This is a genomic window from Martinezella hainanensis (assembly GCF_900094555.1).
Classification (GTDB): Bacteria; Pseudomonadota; Alphaproteobacteria; order Rhizobiales; family Rhizobiaceae; genus Rhizobium; species Rhizobium hainanense.
In genome coordinates, this window is the sequence record NZ_FMAC01000004.1 from 400176 (window position 1) to 421083 (window position 20908).

20 protein-coding genes and 1 tRNA gene are annotated in these 20908 nt (G+C 58.4%); 14 read left to right on the forward strand and 7 right to left on the reverse strand.

Annotation, left to right across the window (positions count from 1 at the left end; all coding sequences use genetic code 11):
* The first annotated feature begins 332 nt into the window (after positions 1-332).
* Positions 333-1079 carry a phosphatase PAP2 family protein gene (locus GA0061100_RS15505; protein WP_075853585.1) on the forward strand — a complete coding sequence of 249 codons (747 nt, stop codon included), beginning with the start codon at positions 333-335 and terminating at the stop codon, positions 1077-1079.
* Between the two features lie 24 nt (positions 1080-1103).
* Here GA0061100_RS15505 and GA0061100_RS15510 read toward each other — a convergent pair whose 3' ends face one another.
* Entirely contained in the window at positions 1104-1745 is a 642-nt protein-coding gene (locus GA0061100_RS15510; RefSeq protein WP_075853586.1) for a DUF1007 family protein, read from the reverse strand.
* Positions 1746-1951: 206 nt separating this feature from the next.
* A tRNA-Gly gene (locus GA0061100_RS15515) sits at positions 1952-2026 on the reverse strand.
* A 244-nt stretch (positions 2027-2270) separates the two neighbouring features.
* On the opposite strand from GA0061100_RS15515, the gene GA0061100_RS15520 reads away from it, so the two are divergent.
* The 4 genes from GA0061100_RS15520 (at position 2271) to GA0061100_RS15535 (ending at position 5115) form a co-directional block, all read left to right on the forward strand.
* Positions 2271-2780 carry a prolyl-tRNA synthetase associated domain-containing protein gene (locus GA0061100_RS15520; RefSeq protein ID WP_075853587.1) on the forward strand — a complete coding sequence of 170 codons (510 nt, stop codon included), beginning with the start codon at positions 2271-2273 and terminating at the stop codon, positions 2778-2780.
* 159 nt (positions 2781-2939) lie between these two features.
* Positions 2940-3914, forward strand: a complete 975-nt coding sequence (trxA, locus tag GA0061100_RS15525) for a thioredoxin (protein WP_075853588.1) — start codon at positions 2940-2942, stop codon at positions 3912-3914.
* A 343-nt stretch (positions 3915-4257) separates the two neighbouring features.
* Positions 4258-4917, forward strand: a complete 660-nt coding sequence (locus GA0061100_RS15530; RefSeq protein ID WP_075853589.1) for an LON peptidase substrate-binding domain-containing protein — start codon at positions 4258-4260, stop codon at positions 4915-4917.
* A 9-nt stretch (positions 4918-4926) separates the two neighbouring features.
* Positions 4927-5115 (forward strand): Trm112 family protein, encoded by a 189-nt coding sequence (locus GA0061100_RS15535; RefSeq protein WP_034481561.1) that lies wholly within the window; start codon positions 4927-4929, stop codon positions 5113-5115.
* Between the two features lie 550 nt (positions 5116-5665).
* Here GA0061100_RS15535 and GA0061100_RS15540 read toward each other — a convergent pair.
* A complete protein-coding gene (locus GA0061100_RS15540; protein ID WP_075853590.1) occupies positions 5666-6688 on the reverse strand; it encodes an O-methyltransferase in 1023 nt (340 codons plus the stop codon).
* Positions 6685-8100 carry an ATP-binding protein gene (locus GA0061100_RS15545; RefSeq protein WP_083961363.1) on the reverse strand — a complete coding sequence of 472 codons (1416 nt, stop codon included), beginning with the start codon at positions 8098-8100 and terminating at the stop codon, positions 6685-6687. Before GA0061100_RS15545 ends, GA0061100_RS15540 begins: the two co-directional genes overlap by 4 nt.
* 75 nt (positions 8101-8175) lie before the next feature.
* Between GA0061100_RS15545 and GA0061100_RS15550 the strand changes: the two genes are divergently transcribed.
* Both GA0061100_RS15550 and GA0061100_RS15555 read left to right on the forward strand, forming a co-directional pair.
* Positions 8176-9276: a DNA cytosine methyltransferase gene (locus GA0061100_RS15550; RefSeq protein ID WP_075853591.1), complete on the forward strand. Its 1101-nt coding sequence runs from the start codon at positions 8176-8178 to the stop codon at positions 9274-9276.
* A 9-nt stretch (positions 9277-9285) separates the two neighbouring features.
* Complete coding sequence (locus tag GA0061100_RS15555) at positions 9286-9708, forward strand: very short patch repair endonuclease (protein ID WP_075853592.1); 423 nt, start codon at positions 9286-9288, stop codon at positions 9706-9708.
* Between the two features lie 382 nt (positions 9709-10090).
* On the opposite strand, the gene GA0061100_RS15560 is transcribed toward GA0061100_RS15555, so the two are convergent.
* The gene (locus GA0061100_RS15560; RefSeq protein ID WP_244557844.1) at positions 10091-11305 is read right to left on the reverse strand and encodes a ubiquinone biosynthesis hydroxylase; all 1215 of its coding nucleotides are present in this window, start codon (positions 11303-11305) and stop codon (positions 10091-10093) included.
* Between the two features lie 83 nt (positions 11306-11388).
* On the opposite strand from GA0061100_RS15560, the gene tesB reads away from it, so the two are divergent.
* The 6 genes from tesB to GA0061100_RS15590 all read left to right on the forward strand — a co-directional run bounded on the left by tesB (position 11389) and on the right by GA0061100_RS15590 (position 18977).
* Positions 11389-12273, forward strand: a complete 885-nt coding sequence (tesB, locus tag GA0061100_RS15565; protein ID WP_075853594.1) for an acyl-CoA thioesterase II — start codon at positions 11389-11391, stop codon at positions 12271-12273.
* A 213-nt stretch (positions 12274-12486) separates the two neighbouring features.
* Positions 12487-12837, forward strand: a complete 351-nt coding sequence (locus tag GA0061100_RS15570; protein WP_075853595.1) for a P-II family nitrogen regulator — start codon at positions 12487-12489, stop codon at positions 12835-12837.
* 27 nt (positions 12838-12864) lie between these two features.
* Positions 12865-14217 (forward strand): ammonium transporter, encoded by a 1353-nt coding sequence (locus GA0061100_RS15575; protein WP_075853596.1) that lies wholly within the window; start codon positions 12865-12867, stop codon positions 14215-14217.
* A gap of 272 nt (positions 14218-14489) precedes the next feature.
* Positions 14490-17162, forward strand: a complete 2673-nt coding sequence (locus tag GA0061100_RS15580; RefSeq protein WP_075853597.1) for an FtsK/SpoIIIE family DNA translocase — start codon at positions 14490-14492, stop codon at positions 17160-17162.
* A 136-nt stretch (positions 17163-17298) separates the two neighbouring features.
* A complete protein-coding gene (locus GA0061100_RS15585) occupies positions 17299-17970 on the forward strand; it encodes an outer-membrane lipoprotein carrier protein LolA (RefSeq protein ID WP_075853824.1) in 672 nt (223 codons plus the stop codon).
* Positions 17971-18173: 203 nt separating this feature from the next.
* Complete coding sequence (locus tag GA0061100_RS15590) at positions 18174-18977, forward strand: exodeoxyribonuclease III (protein ID WP_075853598.1); 804 nt, start codon at positions 18174-18176, stop codon at positions 18975-18977.
* 80 nt (positions 18978-19057) lie between these two features.
* Here the strand turns inward: GA0061100_RS15590 and GA0061100_RS15595 are convergent, their stop codons facing one another.
* Together GA0061100_RS15595 and GA0061100_RS15600 are read right to left on the reverse strand one after the other, a co-directional pair.
* On the reverse strand, positions 19058-19513 hold the full coding sequence (locus GA0061100_RS15595; RefSeq protein ID WP_075853599.1) for a cyclic nucleotide-binding domain-containing protein: 456 nt from the start codon (positions 19511-19513) through the stop codon (positions 19058-19060).
* A gap of 7 nt (positions 19514-19520) precedes the next feature.
* Positions 19521-20204: a response regulator transcription factor gene (locus GA0061100_RS15600; RefSeq protein WP_047630570.1), complete on the reverse strand. Its 684-nt coding sequence runs from the start codon at positions 20202-20204 to the stop codon at positions 19521-19523.
* A gap of 148 nt (positions 20205-20352) precedes the next feature.
* Here GA0061100_RS15600 and GA0061100_RS15605 point away from each other — a divergent pair, with 148 nt between their 5' ends.
* On the forward strand, positions 20353-20901 hold the full coding sequence (locus GA0061100_RS15605) for a L,D-transpeptidase family protein (protein WP_075853600.1): 549 nt from the start codon (positions 20353-20355) through the stop codon (positions 20899-20901).
* Positions 20902-20908: the final 7 nt, after the last annotated feature.

The following is a 20908-nucleotide window of genomic DNA, read 5'->3' on the forward strand; positions in this document are numbered from 1 at the left end:
AAACACGGCGTCTACCCTCTTGCCGAACTGCTTTTGCACTGCTTGCGGAAACGAGGCGCGATGCGCGTCTGGTTCATTGACGGTATCCTCTATCGTCGATCCTTCAACAGGAAACGACGCTGACCACATCCCCCTTGTGGCGGCTGCAGCAAATTCGCGCCAAGATAGAGATATTTTATTTCACGAACCTGAAGCACATGCGTCGTTGAAAATATCGCCCTTGCCTGCATTGGTTGGAACCTGCGAATTCTATTCCTAGATAGGCTTTGTCCAATATCGGGCGTTGACTATGGGAGAAGCGACGTGAGAACAGGCAAGGTAGGTTTTAGCGCATGAAGCATCGGCCATTCGGCACATCGGGTATCCCTGGGTGGTTGAACCGCTACGAGCCCTTGCTGCTCGTGATGTTCGCCGCGCTTTCGGGCGGAATTCTTCTCTTCATCTACCTCACGGGAGAGGTCCTCGAAGGCAGCACGAAGGGGTTCGACGAGGCGATCCTGCTGGCGCTTCGCCAGCCTGGCGATCTTTCTGTTCCGATCGGACCGGGTTGGCTGACCCATGCGGTCAAGGATATTACGAGCCTCGGCGGGACGACGGTGCTTGCGCTGATGACGGCCCTGGTGACGATCTATCTGTTGTTCGACCGGCAACGCGCCATCGCCATCTTCATCCTTGTGTCGGTGCTTGGCGGATGGGCGCTGAGTGCGGTCCTGAAGGTCGGCGTTGCGCGGCCGAGGCCGGATATCGTGCCGCATCTGGTCGAGGTCCACGATCTGAGCTTTCCGAGCGGCCATGCGATGGTGTCGGCCGTGACCTATCTGACCCTTGCCGCGCTGATCTCAGGCACGCGAACCTATCGTTCGACGCGCGTTTTCACCGTCGCGGCCGGCATCCTTTTGACATTGATGATCGGCGCGAGCCGGATCTATCTGGGTGTCCACTACCCCACCGACGTTCTCGGTGGCTGGTGCGCTGGCGCGACCTGGGCGCTCGCCTGCTGGATCATCGCCCGCCGCTATATATCGCTTGTCCCAAACGGCGAGCGATCGGCGCGAGACGATGCTCCGCCTTTCAAATGAGGGGCGCTCTTTCCGGGCCTGGTATCAGCACTGGACTTCCAGCCGCGTCGCCACGAGCAGCGAATAGTCCGTGCCCTTGGGATCGCTGAAGAACATGCTTGTCAGCGCGGCCTGGTTTTCCGCCATGACTTCCTTGGGATTGGGCCTGACCACCTTGCGCTTGCAGCGGCCGAAGGCCGGTCCCGACGTGGTCATATCGTTGTCGGTGGCGAAATCGACCGCCGTATAGAGCGTCTTGTCGTAGATCCCGAAGATGGTGGTTCCCTTGAGGAAGGTCTTCTGTTCCGGCTTCAGCGAGAAGGTCAGGGTCAGCGAACCATCCTTGTAGTCGGCCTCTATCGCATCCGGCTTGGCCATCGGCACTGTTTTGCCGTTGCTGGTGACGTTCGTGTAGTAACCATATTGCGCCAGCGAATCCTTCACCGTCTTGCCCACGGCCTTGAGCTCGCTCGCGCTCAGCGCCTGATCCCCGGCCTTGCCGAAATCCATGAGGACGGAGGAGGTGAAGACCTCGTCGAAGCTCCAGACATTGCGCAGCTCGCTGATCGAGCCGTCAGGCGCGGAGACGACCTCGAACTTGGCATCGATGAAGATATGCGGATGGGCGAGTGCGGGAACGGGCAAAAGCGACAGCATCGCAATCAGCAGGGAAATCTTTGTTTTCATGCTTTTCATGCGAGCAGTTACCGCGCTTCGTCTGTCCATCTGATGTGCAGACCTGAACGCCAAATGAGACTGATTTGAGACCCGAGGCGCGTTGGGAACGCTATAGATGCCGAGGAGGGAAACGGGAATATAAAAATCGTCCATTTGGCAAAAACAGTCTGCGGCCCAAGCCGTAACTTCTTGCTTTCAGCGATGAACTGGAAAACTGGAGCGGGCGAAGGGATTCGAACCCTCGACCCCAACCTTGGCAAGGTTGTGCTCTACCCCTGAGCTACACCCGCTCATTCCCGTCGCGATCCGGGGTAGTGTGTTGGACCGCTGGGCGTCGTCTTGCGGCGACGGGCGGTATATGGCCTAACCGATTTTCAAATGCAACAGGGAAATGACGAGTTAACGAAGAAAAATTGCATGTTCTTTCTGCGAGCTGCCGCAAAGCCCGGAAACGCCGGGCTTTGTCGCCTGAAAGATTGCAATGATATTGTGGGCGACGTATCAGGGGCGGACCATTTTTGATTGCGAGACGCCATGACCGAGACCAGCCCGAAAAACCGCGACGATCTTTTCCAATTCCTGGACGGGCTCGGCATCGCCCACAGCACCAAGGATCATGCCCCGGTCTTCACCGTTGCCGAATCGGTGTCGCTGCGCGACGAGATTCCGGGCGGCCATACGAAGAACCTGTTCGTGAAGGACAAGAAGGACAATTTCTTCCTGCTGACCGTCGAGGAAAATGCGACTGTTGATCTGAAGACCGTGCACACACTGATCGGCGCGGCAAGCAAGGTGTCCTTCGGCAAGCCGGAAAAGCTGATGGAATATCTCGGCGTCATCCCTGGCTCGGTCACTGCATTCGGCGCGATCAACGATGCGGGCGGAAATGTCACCTTCGTACTGGATGCCGAACTGATGGCGCAAGACATCGTCAATTGCCATCCTCTGTCGAACGATGCGACGACGTCGATTGCCAGCGGCGACCTCGTACGTTTCATGGAGGCGACGGGTCATACGCCGCTAGTCTTGAAAGTGACGAGCTAACGTACGATTTTAGCGCTAAGATTATAGCGGTCGGCTTGTCTTCGGATCGTCCGGTCGTTTTGGCCATTTCACGGAGCGTGCTGCCAGGCGAACCTCGTCGTCTCGTCTGGGGATCATGCTCCTCACAAAATCAAGGATGCCGGTAGGCGGGAGACACTCATGAGCGGTTCGAACAATCCCTATAACGCTTCCTTCGGCGGTCAGATGTCTGCCACGGCATCCTTTGGCGCCGCGCCTGCGGCACCAGGTGCTTCGCCGATCAAGGATACGACGACGGCGACCTTCGCCAAGGACGTTATCGAGGAATCGCGCAACCAGCCGGTTCTGGTCGATTTCTGGGCGCCCTGGTGCGGCCCGTGCAAGCAGCTGACACCGGTGCTGGAAAAGGTCGTCACCGAGGCCCAGGGCCGCGTCAAGCTCGTCAAGATGAATATCGACGATCATCCCTCGATCGCCGGCCAGCTTGGCATCCAGTCGATCCCGGCCGTCATCGCCTTCGTCAATGGCCGCCCGGCCGATGGCTTCATGGGCGCGGTTCCGGAAAGCCAGGTTCGCCAGTTCATCGATCGCCTCGGAGGTCCGGCAGGCGGCGCCGACGATCAGGCAGCCGAGATTGCCGCCGTTCTGGAAGAAGCGAGCGTTCTGCTGGCCGCTGGCGACATCAACGGTGCGGCCGAGCTTTTCGGCGCGGTGCTGCAGGCCGATCCTGAAAATGCCAAGGCGCTTGCCGGCATGGCGGAATGCATGATCGCCGCCGGCCAGAGCCAGCGCGCTCGCGAAGCGCTTGCCGACCTGCCGGAGACGCTCGCCAACGATGCCGGCATCCAGGCCGTGGTCAAGAAGCTCGACCAGATCGACGAAGCCCGCAAGCTTGGCGATCCCGTGGCGATCGAGCAGGAACTGGCTTCCAACCCGGACAATCACGAGCAGCGCATCAAGCTTGCCAAGATCCGTAATGTCGAAGGCAAGCGCGAAGAGGCGGCCGATCATCTTCTGACCGTCATGCGCAAGGATCGTAGCTACGACGATGATGGCGCGCGCCGTCAGCTGCTGGAATTCTTCGAGGTGTGGGGCGCCAAGGACCCGGCTACGATCGCGGCGCGGCGCAAGCTTTCCTCCATTCTATTTTCGTAAGGATCAGTTTTCTTGATGCAGATGGCGATCGTGCGAAACATTTCGTACGATCGTTTGTTTGGATGAAAGCGGCTGGGAACGCTGGGTATCGGCACCTCGGCCAAAATACTCTTGTGTTTTCGGCAGACGAGCCCACATTGTCTGACGACGCGGCGCAGGATGGGAAGCGACCGCGATGTGTGTCGTTCCCGTGCGGCCCACTGCGGCCGGCAGCGCGGTGTTCTAAAACGCGTCGCGATCTTTCGGATTCGCTTCTTGCGATTTAGGTCCTTGATTTTGCGCATGTCGTTGTCGCAAAATTGCTGCACATTTTTGCGCGACATGCTTTGGCGGGATGGAAGAGATGCAAGTCGGCAATGCCAGATATCTGAAGCCGGGCGACCTGCCCGAATCGGTTGTTGTCTTTCCCTTGTCCGGCGCGCTGCTGCTGCCCGGTGCGCAACTGCCGCTCAATGTCTTCGAGCCGCGCTATCTCGCCATGTTCGATGCCGCGATCGCCGGCAACAGGCTGGTCGGCATCGTGCAGCCTGCTCTTTCCGAACCGGCTGAGTCCCCGAACCTTGCGCATGTCGGCTGCCTCGGGCGCATCACCTCCGTCGCCGAAACCGGCGATGGACGCTATATCGCCGCGCTGACCGGCATATGCCGTTTCCGGCTTATGGATGAAATTACCGCCCACCAGCCCTATCGCACCTTCCGTATCACGCCCTTCATTTCCGACCTGAAATCCCACCATGAAGAGGGCACGGTCGATCGTCCGGCGCTGCTTTCGGCCTTCAGGGCCTATCTGGAGGCCAACAAGCTGGAGGCGGATTGGGAAAGCGTCGAACGGGCCGACAATATGATGCTGGTCAATTCGCTGTCGATCATGGCGCCCTTCGAGCCGGCCGAGAAGCAGGCTCTGCTGGAGGCGCCTGATCTGAAGACCCGCGCCGAAACCTTCATCGCCATCGTCAAGATCGTGCTCGCCGGCTCCGGCGACACCGATTCGCTGCTGCAATAGGAGCCTCCCATGGATATCACGGTCAGCAAGGTCGACCCGAAACTGCTCGATCTGCTGGTCTGCCCGCTGACCAAGGGACGGCTGAGCTACGACCGGGAAAAGAACGAGCTGATCTCGGAAAAGGCGCGCCTTGCCTATCCGATCCGCGATGGCATTCCGATCATGCTGATCTCCGAGGCGCGCCGTATCGAGGATTGAGGATCGCGCTTCCCTCTGTATTGTGGGGTGGAGGCTGGCGGTCCGTCTAAGAGATCGATGGAGTGGCAACTTTGTGCTCTCATTTCGGTCATTGGGCCTCCTCCATTTATTAAGCAAAAGCTGCCGCTTGCGGCAGTCGAGTGAGCCACCTCAATTTGAAGCAGTGTTAGATATCAGGTGTCCGTAAGGGGGTGACCGTTGCGTTATCTGTCCGATTGCAAAATTGGAGCCTTGCGGACCACCAGAAGGCCGGCGAAAGTAGTGTACGTTATAGTATACCTTAGCGGACAGACCCCAGCCCCGCCCCTTATATCCTGCCTGCGTAAAGGTGAACGGTATTGACTGACCGTATGCGCAGCCAAGGTCTGGTGTAGTGGCACCAAACTGTCGGCAACGCCATGGGGGAAACGGCTGCGCAAAGGAGCTTAAATACTCCCTCGCGAAAATCTATCACTTTGGCGATCGACAAAACCAACGTATGCGAGCCCATGCCAAGACATGCACGGGCATTGCTCAAATTAACGGCAATGGAAACGTACTCGCGTGCATACTATAGATTGACGTGATGAAAATGCGGATAGAAGCGATAGTATTTAAGGTATTGAGCTAGATGCTCTTTCGCCTCGTCTTCATCTCCACCCAAGGCAAACCCAAGCTCCGCACATAGCTCCGCAGCCGTCTTGCGCGGGATGCGCTCGTTGATGAACATCCTCTCCCTCAGCGTCAAGTCTGGTATAGAAAGCTGGTGTATGTCTTCCCAGCCATCTGAGTAGAAAGGCCATTTGCTAGCCTTTGTCCGCTCTTTAAAGACTTCGATCTCGCTTCGCTCCAGAACAACCAACGTGCAGGATAGCATTTGCTGGCCATCGGTATAGCGAACCAGTGACAACGGTACTGCTACATGCTCCGAATTTGCAGGGAATGCCGCCTTTACCGCCTTGCTGACAGCTAATGCTATTACACGAGGCAGGCCTTCGTCGGTCATTTCGCCCGGCAGAATGCCGTCTGGCATGTATTCATCAAGACGCTTCGCTAGTTTTTCTAACCTAATTGGCTGGAACTGGTTTGCCGTCTCCAACTTGCCATCTTTCATCGTTGGCCTGTAGATGGCAGAGGCGCTGGAATTGACAGTAATCCTAACGACATCGCGCGGCTGTAGAACGTCAAGTAACTGGTTCAGTTCGCGCACTTGTTCGCCCAATTTCGCCGGAGCAGTATAGTCTAGCCAAATGGCGACATTCGGCGCTCCACCGAATCCAAGACTGTTCATTTCAGCAGAGAAATTACTTACTAGGTCGCCACTTGTCGTTGCAAGGATCTGCACATAATCGACAGGCTTGTTGAATTTCTGTCGTGCAACCACCCACTCCTCACTATCGAACGAAACTAGTCGATTCATCCCAATGAGGGCATGAGCCAACCTGTGGTCTTCCAGTGTAGCTCCACCCATGCTGATATAAACATGGTCATCCAGAGGAGCATATCGCTCTATCCTCGATAACAGATCGATGAAAATCCTACGATCAACAAACTTGTTTTGGCGCAAAGCATACGGGATGGTTGCACCGCTCATTTAGAGCCCCCAACCAGTTGCTCGTAGACCAATTCAAAGGTTGTCTCACCCAGATCCCTAGGCGTAACTTCGGACGTCTCAAACAGCTTTTCCGCCAACTTCACGAACTGAGCACGAGGCCTAGCATAAGAGATGCGCACGGTCCCGTTATCCGTTTTAGGCACCGGCAGAAGAGGCATGTATCGCTCGGTACCCTCAAGCTTCTTCGACTTAGTCATGTCGTAGCTTGCAGTCGTAGCCTGTAACTGCGCCACCGACATAGGCGACGCCGCCTTATAGAGGGCCGTCCTCTCTTCTGGGTTTCGCTTCCATTTATTCGTGAATGACGTGAAGGTTTTAGTCGCCTCCCGCATGAAATCCTTGATCGACAGATAAAGCTCTGAAGAAGCATCTATCCCGCGCTTAGTGGTCGTCAAAGGGAGCTTCCATGGATCGTCAGACTTCAAAATGACTAGGCCGGAAAATGATATAAACTGCCCGTGAAAAGACGGTACCGATGCCTCCCCCCAACCGGTCAGTCGAGTTTTGTCACGATAGACGACAATCCGGTCATTGCAGATTATGGTCCAACCTGCGTCATCCCTACTTTGCCTGACCTCTTCCTCCTTCTCAATCTCTTCGTCGGTGGGCAAAGGTCGGCTTAGTCCAGCAAATATCTGAACGGAGACGCCATCTACTTCTCCTCTGAAAACATAAGGCTTCAGGCTTCCTTTGGTGACCTTGTCTCCCTCAACATCTTCTTCGCTGGAAACAAGCAAATTGAAAGGCTGCGGCTTTATCTGCTCCCCATTCACAAAAACTTTGAAGCCCTTAAGTATTATGAACGTATAATTCGAAGAAAGGCTGTTCTTGAAGTAAGATATAAAATTATCATTAGCCTCATCAAACCGTGCAGAGACATCGCTAGTCAGCGTTGGAACCGATATAGTCGTGCCAAAATCACTCTTAACCTCTTCAAGGTAGCTGATCGGCAACTGCCAATTATCTTCGTTCTTTAGCCATTCCGGCGAGATACCCACTTCGAAATTTACGTCAGGACTGCGAGAGGCGACCTTTGCTTCAGTACCCAGCTTGAAGATAGCGCGCTTCATGCCGATTCCGTACATACCCACGGTAGCGGCGCCTCCCTTATCACCGCCATCAGGACGCCCCATTCGAAACGCCTTCTCCAAAGCGTCCTTGGGTATACCACCGCAATTATCTTTGATCTCGAAGAGACCCGGATTCATCGTAATTCGCGCTTCGAAATTCTTATAGGGCTCGTCACCCGCTCCTCCAGCCGTCCTCACAACCCCGTCGATGCAGTTGTCGAGCAGGTCGAGAATTGCATCCTCCAGAGCAATATCGCGAACGAGCATTTCTACGAAAAAACGCTTGGTGGGCGCGGCGGAGATTGTATTGGATGCGGTCACCGGATATCCCCAATTATTTCAACATGCAGATAAGCCAACGATCGACAGATGATCGTCGGCTTGATATAAGCCCCCATGCTAAACAAACCGTCCCCAAATGTTCTCGACTTGTTTTGCGGTTGCTCTGGCTTCGGCTTAGGCGCAACCCAGGCGGGATTCGATGTTAGATTATCTGTGGACATCGATGCAACGCTTACAAGCTCTCATGCGTCGAATTTTCCAACAGGAAAATTGCTCCTCCAAAATATAGCGGATATTGATGGAGCCGACCTTGTGCAAGCATCGGGACGCCGAATTGACGGAATTATCGGCGGGCCTCCTTGCCAGGGCTTCTCATCGATTGGAAGACGCGATCCGTCCGATCCGCGGCGAGAATTGGTTTACCAATATTTTCGCTTGATATCTGAGATCCGCCCGAAGTTCTTCGTTATGGAGAATGTAAAAGGAATACTTTTCGAGAAAAATCGAGCGCTGCTTGATGAAGCTCTGACATTGGTAGATGCCCACTATGTAATTCGTGGACCATTTGTGCTTGATGCGGCAAATTTCGGCGCGGCGACATCGCGGCCGCGCGTGTTCGTGATTGGTTATGACCGCAGTGAAGTGGACGACCTTTCGGATGAAGATATCAAACGTCCGACGGCGAACAGAGCCAACGTCCGAGATGCGCTGCACGATCTGCAATCCGCACAATTGATTGGTGACGAAAACGGTTTCGATTTCTGGCGCTATGGCGCTGAGGCTACCGACAACTGGTACCAGTCAAGACTTCGTAGCGCTGCGGGGCGGTTTAGCGGCCATAAACGAACCCCTCACAGGGACCACATAGCTGCGCGCTTTGCAGCCGTTGAGCCCGGAAAAACTGACACAGTCGGCAGACATCCTAGGTTAGCATGGGACGGTACATGTCCAACCCTCCGTGCGGGAACTGGTGCAGATAGGGGTTCTTACCAAGCGGTACGACCACTCCATCCCGAAGAGCCGCGCGTGATAACTATACGAGAGGCGGCGCGACTACAGGGTTTTCCTGATCATTTCCTTTTCCACCCCACCGTTTGGCACAGCTTCCGTATGATCGGGAACAGCGTGTCACCGTTTATGTCAAATCATCTGCTCTCCCTAATTTGGTCACGTCTTGCGGTTAATAAGGCACACTCTCTTAGCACAGACAGGTGAATAGCTGACATGGACCATGTGACCCAATCGCAGCGCTCTGCGATTATGTCTAAGGTACAGAGTAAGAATACACTGCCAGAGATGAAAGTACGAAAGGCTCTCCACAAGATGGGAGTCCGGTACCGACTTCACCAAAAAGGCTTGCCTGGAAGCCCTGATATAGTGATGCGCTCGCGTAGCCGGGTGATATTTGTGCATGGATGCTTCTGGCACCGGCACGGCTGTCGAAAATCCACCGTTCCAAAAACCAATGTTGAATTTTGGCTTTCGAAGTTCCAACGGAATGTCGAGCGCGATCAGGAAAATATAGCACAGCTGCGAGCATTGGGATGGGCCGTCGATATCATCTGGCAATGCGAGACAATCCAGCCTGATCGGCTTCATGCTCGCCTTGTAGATATCATGAGTGGCAAACCTGAGCCTAGCGAATAGCCAACTGGTACATCAACTGACAATTGGGCGTCAGCTACAAAGCGCGTCAATGGGCTGAACAATTGCTGCCAGACGGGCGAGCGATAGTCGAGTTCATCTGAAATTTGAAGCTCGGACACTTCACCATCAGTATCCAGTTCGGGAGCGAACGCGTGCCTCTTGAAGGCTTCACGAGCATGTGCGATGCAGAGACATAAAAGGGGGACATCGTGTCCCCCTAGCCATCCCTGAAAGCCCTGTATCTAAGGCTTTTAAGCGATGGTGGGCGCTCCCTCCGGGCCGACCAAGCAATTGGCGTCTCACTCACGAACTCAGCTTAGCTGATGTCCGCTTCTGCCATATTCGAACTGAAAGTTGACTGCCTGCTTCCGGCGCCGTCCCCTCAGATCGCCTCGCCAGCCAACAGCCGCGGATTATCCTTCGCAGTCGTGCCGGCTGCCTGGCCGATGAAGAAGGATTTGAGGTTCGGCAGGCGGTCGACAATCCCAAGCCCGAAGTCGCGGGCGATGCGCAGCGGCGTGTTGTCGTTGGAGAAGAGCCGGTTCAGCACGTCGGTCGTGACCCCCATGCGGAAGGTGTCGAAGCGGCGCCAGGTCTGGTAGCGCTCGAGCGTATTGATCGAGCCGATGTCGAGGCCGAGGCGGTCGGCCTCGACGATGGTTTCGGCCAATGCCGCTACGTCCTTGAAGCCGAGATTGAGGCCCTGGCCGGAGATCGGGTGGATGCCGTGGGCCGCGTCGCCCGCGAGTGCGAAGCGCGGCGCAACGAAAGCGCGGGCAAGCGTCAGGCCGAGCGGGAAGGCGCGGCGTTCGCCGATCGTGCGCAGCGCACCGAGCTTGTGGCCGAAGCGACGCTCCAGCTCCTCCTCGAAGACGAGATCATCCGAGGAAACCAGCCGTTCGGCATCGTAGGTGCGCTCGGTCCAGACGAGCGAGGAGCGGTTGTTCTTCAGCGGCAGGATGGCGAAGGGGCCAGAGGGTAGGAAATGTTCTTCGGCGCAGCCGCCATGCGGCCGCTCGTGCTCGACTGTCACGACGATGCCGGACTGGCCGTAATCCCAGTTGACCGTCTTGATGCCGGCCATGTCGCGCAGTTTCGAGCGCACGCCGTCGCAGGCGACCAGAAGCCGCGTTTCCAGCGTGCTGCCATCCGAAAGAGTGAGGGTGGTTTTATTGTCGTCGGTGACGAAACCGGTGGCGCTGAGCCCGTGCTTGATGGTGATGCCGAGACGCTCGCACGCACCGCGCAATGCGCCGACCATGTCGAGGTTCGATACCATATGGGCGAAGGGCTGGCCTTCGGCAACTTCACCATCGAAGGTGAGAAAGACCGGGCGCACGGGATCGCCGGTGCGCGAATCGGTGACGATCATGCGGGTGATCGGCTGGGCCTCCGGTGCGATCTCGTTCCAGACGCCCAGGACTTCAAGCATCTTCGAGGCGGCCGCGATGATCGCCGATGCCCGCATGTCCTTCTTCCACGCGGTTTCGGGAGCAGCTTCCACGATCATGACGTCGAGGTGCGGCGCCGCCTGCTTGACTGCGACCGCTGCGGCAAGACCCACATATCCGCCACCCACTACCAGCATGTCCAACATAGCGCTTCCCTGTGTCTTACTGTCACTTCCTGTTCTATATAGAGCATCCTGTTCGTGGTTCCTACCATTGGAGTTCAAGCAAAATGTCGCGAGAGACCGAGAAGCCCACCCCGATGGAAACCGTGCTTGCGACGCTCGATCTCGAAACGATCGAGATGAACCTGTTTCGAGGCAACAGTCCGCAGGTCGGCTGGCAGCGCGTCTTCGGCGGGCAGGTCATCGGCCAGGCGCTGATGGCGGCGCAGAGGACCGTGGATGGCGATCGCTTCGCGCATTCGCTGCATGCCTATTTCATGCTGCCGGGCGATCCTTCGGTGCCGATCCTCTATCAGGTCGACCGCCTGCGCGATGGTTCGAGCTTCAATACGCGGCGCGTGCTCGCCGTCCAGCACGGCAAGGCGATCTTCGCGCTGACGGCCTCCTTCCAGGTCGACGAGCCCGGTTTCGACCATCAGGTTGATATGCCCGGCGTGCCGATGCCGGAGGAGTTGATGGACGAGGAGCAGGTGAAGCAGCGCTATCTCGCCCACGCGCCCGAGAATGTGCGCCGTTACTGGGAGCGCAAGCGTCCGGTCGAAATCAGGCCGGTATCGATCGAAAGCTATTTTTCGCGCGCGCAGCCGAGCCAGCGGCAAAATATCTGGGTTCGCGTGACGGGACCGGTGCCGGATGACCGGCTCTATCGGAATGCGGTGCTTGCCTATCTTTCCGACATGACGCTGCTCGATGTTTCCCTGAACGCACATGGAACATCGGTTCTGGACCCGACTGTTCAGGTGGCGAGCCTCGACCACGCCATGTGGTTCCATCGCCCGTTCAAGCTCGACGACTGGCTGCTCTACAGTCAGGAAAGCCCCAGCGCTTCCGGCGCGCGCGGTTTTACCCGCGGCAGCCTGTTTACGCGATCCGGTGTCCTGATTGCGTCGGTAGCGCAGGAAGGCCTGATTCGTAAAAAGGCAAATGATTAAATAAAGTGCAAATTTATAAATTTGCACTTTATTTGTGCGTCTCTCGCGACGAGAAATGCCGCTTTATTGGGTCTGTGCAATAAATCTGTTTTATTTCAATACGTTATAAATGTGTCACGAATCTGGCACGTCCTTTGAATGTGTATGGCCAGTCGCTGCAGAAACACTCGTCGGCGGCAAGGAGAGTCGGCTCCGTGCCGAGGCTAACAAAGGATGGGAAACCAGATGAAAATTGTGATGGCCATTATCAAGCCGTTCAAGCTCGATGAGGTCCGTGAGGCCCTCACGGCTGTCGGCATCCAGGGCCTGACTGTGACCGAAGTGAAGGGCTACGGGCGCCAGAAGGGGCATACCGAGATCTATCGCGGCACCGAATATGCCGTCAGCTTCCTGCCGAAGCTGAAGATCGAGGTCGCGGTTGCATCCGAAACCGTCGACAAGGCCGTCGAGGCCATCGCGACGGCCGCCAAGACCGGCCAGATCGGCGACGGCAAGATCTTTGTCTATTCCATTGACCATGCCGTGCGCATCCGTACGGGCGAAACCGATTCAGAAGCGCTGTAAGACACGGCGGATCAGGGAGTTATTTGCATGTCATTTTCCAAGCTTTCCTCCGCCTTGACACGGGTGGGCGCGCTTTCTGCGGCCTTGCTTGCGCCGGCGATCGCCTTCGCGCAGACAGCAGCACCGGCTGCCGCTGCTCCGGTTCCGGACAAGGGCGACACCGCCTTCATGTTCATCTCCACCATTCTCGTGCTCTTCATGCTCGTGCCGGGTCTGGCGCTGTTCTATGGCGGTCTCGTCCGTTCGAAGAACATGCTCTCGGTGCTGATGCAGTGCACGATGATCGGCGCGGTCGTGATGATCCTCTGGGTTCTCTACGGCTATTCCTTCGCCTTCGGCGGCGGTTCGAGCCCCTATTGGGGCGGCACGGCGAAGATGTTCCTCTCGGGCGTCTCGACCTCGACGACGGCTGCAACCTTCTCCAAGGGCGTGGTCATTCCTGAGTTCATCTTCATGCTGTTCCAGATGACCTTTGCCGCCATCACCCCGGCGCTCATCATCGGCGCCTTCGCCGAGCGCATCAAGTTTGGCGCAGCCGTACTCTTCTGCGCGCTGTGGGCGACCTTCGTCTACTTCCCGATCGCGCACATGGTCTGGGATTCCAACGGCATGCTCTTCAAGATGGGCGCTCTCGACTTCGCAGGCGGCACCGTCGTTCATATCAATGCCGGCATCGCAGGCATCGTTGGCGCCATTCTCGTCGGCAAGCGCGTCGGCTTCGGCAAGGACATGATGGCTCCGCACTCCATGACGCTGACCATGGTCGGTGCATCCATGCTCTGGGTCGGCTGGTTCGGCTTCAACGCCGGTTCGAACCTCGAAGCCTCCGGCGGCGCGATGCTCGCAACCGTCAACACCTTCATCGCAACCGCGGCCGCCATCATCTCCTGGTCGCTGGTTGAAACCTTCACCCGCGGCAAGGCCTCCATGCTCGGCGGCGCCTCGGGTATGGTCGCCGGCCTCGTCGCCATCACGCCTGCCGCCGGTATCGCCGGCCCGATGGGTGCGATCGTCATGGGCCTGATCGTCTCGCCGCTGTGCTACTTCTTCGTCTCGGTCGTGAAGAACAAGTTCGGCTACGACGATACGGCTGACGTCTTCGGCGTGCACTGCATCGGCGGCATCTTCGGCGCCATCGCAACCGGCATCTTCGCCAGCGCCTCGCTCGGCGGTGTCGGTTATGCGGATGGCGTCACCATGGGCAGCCAGGTCGTGGTCCAGCTGACCGCCGTCGTCACCACCATCCTGTGGTGCGGCATCGGCTCGGCGATCCTCTACAAGGTCGTCGACGTCATCATCGGTCTGCGTGTCGCTCCGGAAGCCGAGCGCGAAGGTCTCGACCTCGCCTCGCACGGCGAAGCCGCCTACCACAATTCCTGATGAGAGCTTGCGATGCCGAGGCGAATGCCCGGCATCGCTCAACGTCCCGTCGCGGCCTGTTTCATCGCAAACAGGCCGCCCTTGGCCCGGACCTAGGTTCGGGCCCTTTTCATTTCTGCACAGCCATTTGCCTCAGATAACAGGCGATTCGTGAGGTTGGCGTGCATGGTTAACATGCCATTAACCCTCCTCTGATTAGGTATGGCTAACCTGCCGGCGAGTGGGCATAGACCGATTCGTTTGCGCTTTGGACAGGAACGGGGCTGGATATCATGGGCAGAAGCAATTCGGCGGCGTTGAGCGGTCGCCCCGACCGTTTATCGCTATCGAGCGTGGTTTGGCGTCAGGTCAAAGGCCTGACAGGTTTCGCGATACTGTTCCTGCTGGCGCTTGCGGTTGCGGCGCTGGCGACCTGGAACGTCATGGACCCCAGCTACTCCTATGCAACTGCCAATGCGCCGACCAATCTGCTTGGCTTTCCCGGTGCCGCTTTTGCCGACATCATGATGCAGTCGCTCGGCCTTGCTTCGGTTCTGGCGATGCTACCCGCCGTCGCCTGGGCCTTTGCGCTGATTACCAACCGCAAGCTTCATCGGGTGCCCTCGCGCCTCGGCGCCTGGTTCGGCAGCTGCATTGTCGCGGCCGGATCCATCGCCTGCTTCCCGGCGCCGCCGACCTGGCCGATCCCGAACGGTATCGGCGGTGTCGTCGGTGATCTTCTTCTGCGGCTTCCAGCCCTCTTCATCGGCACCTATCCGAGCGGTGTGGTGGCCATCATCATCGGTTCGGTTCTCGCCGTTCCGGCCATCTGGCTCATGCTCTTCGCCTCAGGCGTCATCGGCGAAAATCTCGTGGAAGACGAGGATGACGAGGACGACTACGAGGAAACCCGCAGCCGCGCCCGCCGGGTCGGCGACGCGGACGAGGATGATGACCGCGGCAGCTTCCTGAGCAATTTCATGGCTTTCGGCGCTGTCATGCATGCCTGGTACAACACGCAGGCTCGTCTTCGCCGGCTGTTCGGCATGGGTCCGCGCAAGCGCCGCGACCATGCTTTCGACGCGCCCTATGACTTCAATGATGACGAATTCGGCACGCTGAACGAGCCGGTGCGCGCCAAGGCGCCGATGGCTCGGGGCGACCGTCTCGATCCGTCGATGGATGGCCCGGCCGCGCGTCGCGTTGTGTCCGCGCCCTCGATCAGCCTCGGAGACGACGAGGATGAGGACGAGGATTCGCTTTACGATCGCGATCCGCGGCGTCCGGCCGATATTCTGCCCGACGACGAGGATGAGGATTGGCCGTTAGCCCCGGCTACACCGAAGGGAGCCGCCGCCGGCCATCGCGTCACCCCGGCTGCGCCGCGCCCGAAGCCTGGCGCTCGGGCCGAACGCGAGGCGCAGACGTCCTTTATCCGTCCCTACGGTTTCCAGCTTCCCGCCGTTCACCTGCTTGCCGAGCCGAAGGCCGTCGCCCGCGATGCGACGCTCTCGGCCGATGCGCTGGAGCAGAATGCCCGCATGCTCGAAGGCGTGCTCGAAGACTTCGGCGTCAAGGGCGAGATCATCCATGTCCGTCCCGGTCCGGTCGTCACGCTATACGAATTGGAGCCGGCGCCCGGCATCAAGTCGTCCCGCGTCATCGGTCTTGCCGATGATATCGCCCGCTCGATGAGCGCGATCGCTGCCCGCGTCGCCGTCGTTCCCGGTCGCAATGCCATCGGCATTGAACTGCCGAACTCGACGCGCGAGACGGTCTATCTGCGCGAACTCGTCGCCAGCCGTGATTTCGAGACCTCCAAGGCCAAGCTTGCTATGTCGCTCGGCAAGACGATCGGCGGCGAGCCCGTTATCGCCGATCTCGCCAAGATGCCGCATCTGCTTGTCGCCGGCACCACCGGCTCGGGCAAGTCGGTCGCGATCAACACCATGATCCTGTCGCTGGTCTATCGCATGACGCCGGAGCAGTGCCGCCTGATCATGATCGATCCGAAGATGCTGGAGCTTTCCGTCTATGACGGCATCCCGCACCTCCTGTCGCCCGTCGTCACCGATCCGAAGAAGGCCGTCGTCGCGCTCAAATGGACCGTCCGCGAGATGGAAGAGCGCTACAAGAAGATGTCGAAGATCGGCGTGCGCAACATCGACGGCTTCAACACGCGCGTCGAGCAGGCCGTCGCCAAGGGCGAGGCGATCAGCCGTACGGTGCAGACCGGTTTCGATCGCCAGACCGGCGAGGCGATCTACGAGACGGAAGAATTCGACCTGAAGCCGATGCCCTATATCGTCGTCATCATCGACGAAATGGCCGATCTGATGATGGTCGCAGGCAAGGATATCGAAGGTGCCGTGCAGCGTCTGGCGCAGATGGCGCGTGCCGCCGGCATCCATGTCATCATGGCGACGCAGCGCCCCTCGGTCGACGTCATCACCGGCACCATCAAGGCGAACTTCCCGACGCGCATCTCCTTCCAGGTGACGTCGAAGATCGACAGCCGCACCATTCTCGGCGAGCAGGGTGCAGAGCAGCTGCTCGGCATGGGCGACATGCTCTACATGGCCGGCGGCGGGCGCATCCAGCGCGTTCACGGCCCCTTCGTCTCCGACGGCGAGGTGGAGGATATCGTCGCCTATCTGAAGACGCAGGGGGCACCGCAATATCTCGATGCCATCACCGCCGATGACGACGAAGACGATGATGGCCATGGTCCGGCCGGCACTTCCAATCTCGCCGATTCGGAAGACCCCTATGACCAGGCGGTCGCGATCGTCCTGCGTGACGGCAAGGCTTCGACCTCCTACATCCAGCGTCGTCTCGGCATTGGCTACAATCGCGCGGCATCGCTGATCGAGCGCATGGAGCAGGAAGGCGTGATCGGCCCGGCCAATCATGCCGGCAAGCGCGAAATTCTCGTTCCGACCGAAGCCGATATCCTCGACCGCTGAGGCAGCCCGTCTTTCTGTGTCGCATATCCCGTCTATGTTCAGGGAAATTTGATCGCAGCCCCTTACCGGCCCTGGGCCGTTGCGCCATGAAGACGCCGACTTTGCGCGCCATGGACGAAGCATGAAGGAGAATTCGATGACAAAGTTTGATGCGCAGCCGTCCAGCCGACTTTCCCTGACCCGCCGGCATTTCCTCGGCGCCGTGGTCGCGGTCGGTGCGGCAGGCGCTTTGCCGGTTTCGGCCTTTGCGCAGGCCCAAGGCCAGACGCAGGCAGCAGCTGCGACCACCCTCAATCCCAACATCGCCCAGGCCATCGCCGATCACTTCTCGTCCATCAAGTCGATGAAGGGCGGTTTCCTGCAGATCGGTCCGCGCGGCGACCAGATGAGTGGCTCTTTCTTCATCCAGCGGCCCGGCAAGATGCGCTTCAATTATGATCCGCCGTCGCGCATGCGCGTGATCTGCGATGGCAATAACGTGCAGGTCATCAACGACCAGACGCAGACAAGAAACATGTATCAGCTGTCGAAGACGCCGCTGAGCCTGCTGCTCGCCAACAAGATCGACCTTTCCGCCGATATGGTGCGCAATGTCGATTCGCAGCCGGATCTGACCAAGATCACGCTCGGCAACCGGACGGTCTTCGGCGATTCCACCATCACGATGATTTTCGATTCGAAGACGTACGACTTGCGCCAATGGACCGTCATCGATCCGCAGGGCAAGACGACCGACGTGATCATCAACAATGTGAAGACCAATGTCGCCTTCGATGACAGCGTTTTCCGCATTGACTACACGCGCTGAGCGCCGTCTTCCTTCTCAGCCTTAGGTAAGTGCCGAATGGCGCTTTCCTTTCCGTAACAGCCGGTCTAAAGCCTTTAGCCTGACTGGAGCGGTTCAGCGTTTCATCGAGTCGCTGAACCGCTCCAGCTGTCTGTTTGACGCAATTCCGGATGGAAAACCGCCGCACACTTTTCCTGGAGTTGCTGTAAGGGAAAGGCTTGGGCATGGGATTTTCGATTGCGACCTGGAACATCAACTCGGTGCGGCTGCGCATGCCCATTGTCGAGCAGTTCGTCCTGCAGGCCCGGCCTGACATTCTCTGCCTGCAGGAAACCAAGGTTCCGAACGAGCTGTTCCCCTATGCGCCGCTCCGGGCGCTTGGCTATGAGCACATCATCATCCATGGCCAGAAGGGCTATCACGGCGTGGCGATCGCCTCGCGCTTCCCGCTGACCGAGGATCATCGTCAGGATTATTGCAATGTCGGCGACAGCAGGCACATCTCGGCGATCTTCGAGCGCGGCGGCCGGCGCATTCGCCTGCATAATTTCTACGTTCCGGCCGGCGGCGACGAACCGGATCGGGCTATCAATCCGAAATTCGGCCACAAGCTCGATTTCATCGAGGAGATGAAGAAGCTGCACGCCAATGCCGAGCAGAACACCTCCGCGATCCTCGTCGGCGACCTCAACATCGCGCCGCTCGAGCATGACGTCTGGTCGCACAAGCAGCTCCTGAAGATCGTCAGCCATACGCCGGTCGAGACCGACGGGCTGATCGAGGTGATGAAGCGCGGCGCCTGGCTCGACCTGATGCGCCAGCAGGTGCCGGAAAGCGAGAAGCTCTATACGTGGTGGAGCTACCGTGCCAAGGATTGGGAGGCTGCAGACCGCGGTCGCCGCCTCGACCATATCTGGTCGTCATCCGACCTCGGCCCGCATCTGCAGCGCATCGAGATCCTGAAGGCCGCGCGCGGCTGGGATCGCCCGTCCGACCATGTGCCCGTCACGGCGCATTTCAATCTCTAGACCTATTCCAGGAAAAGTGCGAAGCGGTTTTCCGTCCGGAATTGCGTGGAAACAAAACGCTCCAAGCGGGATGGCGCGTATTAGGAGAAGCGGCCGAGCATCGCGGCCGCTTGCCTGGCAAGGGCGGCGAAGTTTTCGCGGATTCGGTTTTGGATGAGCAGGCCGGCATCTGGATATTCTTCGATCAGCCGGTGAAAAAGGGCACGCGTGATGCGGATCACGTCGGCTTCCTCGGCGGCAACAGCCGTATATTTCCGCTCTACCAATGTCACCATCGCCAGTTCCGAAAGCATGGTGCCGGCCTGGACCACCGCCTCCACCTGCTTCTGGCCGTCAGCATCGATGGTGCTGAGTTCGAAACTGCCGCGCGTGATGACATAAGCACATTCGGCGGGAGACTTTTCCCTGAAAAGCGTCTGGCCCTCGTTCACATGACGGCGATCGGCGCCGAAGGCGATCAGCCGCAGCGGCTCATCGCCCATGCCGTGAAACAGCGGCAGTTGCGACAGCAGTCGGATATCGTCGTTCAGCGCCATCGATCGCCTATGGAATGATCTTGTAGCCGCCGTTTTCCGTCACCAGGATTTCGGCATTGGAAGGGTCGCGCTCGATCTTCTGGCGAAGGCGGTAGACGTGAGTTTCGAGCGTGTGAGTGGTCACGCCGGAATTATAGCCCCAGACTTCTTCGAGAAGGATATCGCGGGTCACGACCTTCTGGTCGGCGCGATAGAGATAACGGATGATGGCGGCTTCCTTCTCCGTCAGGCGGATCTTCTGTCCATCGTCTGTCGTCAAAAGCTTCTGGCTCGGCTTGAAGAGGTAGCGGCCGACGGTGAAGGTCGCGTCTTCGCTCTGCTCGTGCTGGCGCAGTTGCGCGCGGATACGGGCGAGGAGAACGGCGAAGCGGAAGGGCTTCGTCACATAGTCGTTGGCGCCGGCTTCGAGGCCGAGAATGGTGTCGGAATCCGTGTCGTGACCCGTCAGCATGATGATCGGCGACTTGAAGCCGTTCTTGCGCAGCAGCTTCACGGCCTCGCGGCCGTCCATATCGGGCAGGCCGACATCCATGATCAGGAGATCGACGGGCACTGTACGCGCCGTCTGCACGCCCTTTCCGGCGGTTGCCTCCTGCAGGACATTGAATTCCTCGTAAAGCGACAATTGCTCGACCAACATTTCGCGCAGGTCGTTGTCATCGTCCACCAGGAGAATGGTGCGTGCGGTCATGCCGTTCGGGTCCTCGTTCTATTCCCACTTAAGTCCTACGCCAAATTGCATTTTTAGCAAGTCGCGACGCGGCTCAGGCTTGGTCGTTTGGTTGAAACTGCTATGATTTCAAATGAAATCACGCGCAAAGCAAAAACATGTGAGGAAAATGCAAAAGACAAGGGCGGGGGCCAGGCGGAGCGCTTCAACGATCGTCGTGCGTGCTGCGCCGGGTAAGAAAACGCGGGCGCTGGTGCAGGTGGGAGGCTTGACCGTGCCGGCGGCGATCGGCCGGTCCGGACGCAGTATCCTGAAGCGGGAAGGCGACGGTGCGACACCGATCGCGGACATGAAGCTGCTCTATGGCTTCACGCGCAGCGATCGGGTCGGTTCCCTGAAAACGGCCCTGCCGCTGCGGCGTATCCGGAAGGATATGCTCTGGTGCGACCAGCCGGACGATCCCAATTACAACAGGCTGGTGAAGGCTCCTTTCAGGCTGAGCCACGAGGAATTGCAGCGAGGCGACGGCCTTTACGATGTCTGCCTGGTACTTGACTGGAATGTGAGCTCGCGCCGGCGCAACCGCGGCTCGGCGATCTTCTTCCATCTGATCAGGCCGGGATACGAGCCGACGGCGGGATGTGTCGCAGTCAGCCTTCGCGATATGCGGCGTATCCTGCCATCGCTGCGAAGAGGTACGACCGTTCGGGTTGTCTGAAACGTCG